Source organism: Rhodococcus sp. UFZ-B548 (assembly GCF_903819475.1).
Lineage (GTDB): Bacteria > Actinomycetota > Actinomycetes > Mycobacteriales > Mycobacteriaceae > Rhodococcus_F > Rhodococcus_F erythropolis.
In genome coordinates this window covers 1-1405 of record NZ_CAIJDS010000149.1, presented here as the reverse complement: position 1 = coordinate 1405, position 1405 = coordinate 1, and the positions used below count along the sequence as shown (strand labels likewise).

The 1405-nt window shown below is 59.9% G+C and carries 1 protein-coding gene; it reads left to right on the top strand.

Features of this window, described 5'->3' with window-relative positions; all coding sequences use genetic code 11:
• Window positions 1-129 precede the first annotated feature (129 nt).
• Complete coding sequence (locus H7C86_RS36890) at window positions 130-1395, top strand: IS256 family transposase (protein WP_182263514.1); 1266 nt, start codon at window positions 130-132, stop codon at window positions 1393-1395.
• The last annotated feature ends 10 nt before the right edge of the window (window positions 1396-1405 follow it).

Sequence of the window (1405 nt, the reverse complement as noted above, 5' to 3'; positions counted from 1 at the left end):
GGTTGAGTCCAGCAGAGTGGTGTACGACCACTCGTCCTGAAACTGTGGGCGTGTCGCTACCCCGATGAGGACGGCCACCGCGTGATTCTTCAAGAGAGCTACCAACTCGACCTGAAGAGAGAACACGCGATGACCGATCACAACTTTATCGACCCCGAAAAGTTTCTGTCCGACCAACTCGCCGCAGCGAGCCCCGACCTGCTCCGCTCGATGCTCGGAACGTTCATCACCGCGCTGATGGGCGCCGAAGCTGACAGCCTGTGCGGTGCCGGATACGGAGAACGTACCGACGACCGCGTCAACTCGCGCAACGGTTACCGGCACCGCGACTTCGACACTCGTGCAGGAACACTCGACATCCCGATCCCGAAGTTGCGGCAAGGATCCTATTTTCCTGATTGGCTGCTCGAGCGCCGCAAGCGCGCCGAACGGGCGCTGACCTCTGTCGTCGCGACCTGCTATCTGCTTGGGGTTTCGACGCGGCGGATGGAGAAACTCGTCGAATCGTTGGGCATCAACAGCTTGTCGAAGTCGCAGGTGTCAATTATGGCTCGTGACCTCGACGAACAAGTCGAATCGTTTCGCACCCGGCCACTCGATCAAGGCCCGTACACGTTCGTCGCCGCCGATGCACTGGTGCTCAAGGTGCGTGAGAACGGGCGCGTGATGAACGTGCACGCCTTGTTGGCGGTCGGAATCAACCGCGACGGGCACCGAGAAATTTTGGGTGTCGACGTCTCGTCCGGGGAGGACAAGGCCGGCTGGTTGACGTTCTTTCGCGGCTTGGTCGCCCGCGGATTGACCGGGGTCAAGTTGGTGACCTCCGACGCCCACGCCGGTCTCGTGGCGTCGATCGGCGCCACCTTGCCCGGTGCATCATGGCAACGCTGTCGAACGCACTACGCGGTCAATCTCATGTCGATCACCCCGAAAACGCAATGGCCGTGGGTGAAGACGATGCTGCATTCGATTTACGATCAACCAGACCGGAAAGGTGTTGAGGAACAGTATGATCGGATGCTCGATGCCTTGTCTGGCAAGCTTCCAAAGGTGGCGGCGCATCTCGATGACGCCCGCGCCGAGTTGCTCGCGTTCACCGGGTTTCCGAAGGAGATCTGGCGTCAGATCTGGTCTAACAATCCGCAGGAACGACTCAACAAGGAGATCCGTCGGCGGACCGATGTCGTCGGTATTTTCCCTGACCGCACCTCCCTGATCCGGCTCGTCGGAGCGGTGCTCGCCGAGCAACACGACGAGTGGACCGAAGGCCGTCGATACCTCGGACTGGATGTCTTGGCTCGCTCCCGAGTAAGTCTCGTTGCCTCGGAAACCGGTGACGACAACACAATTGATGAGGAGATGAACTCGACTACCTCTGCTGCACTGACAGCCTGAACGAGGAGAT

Bases quoted from the DNA above. Each gene is read 5' to 3' on its own strand.
- H7C86_RS36890 (WP_182263514.1), top strand. From the start codon at position 130: ATGACCGATCACAACTTTATCGACCCCGAAAAGTTTCTGTCCGACCAA.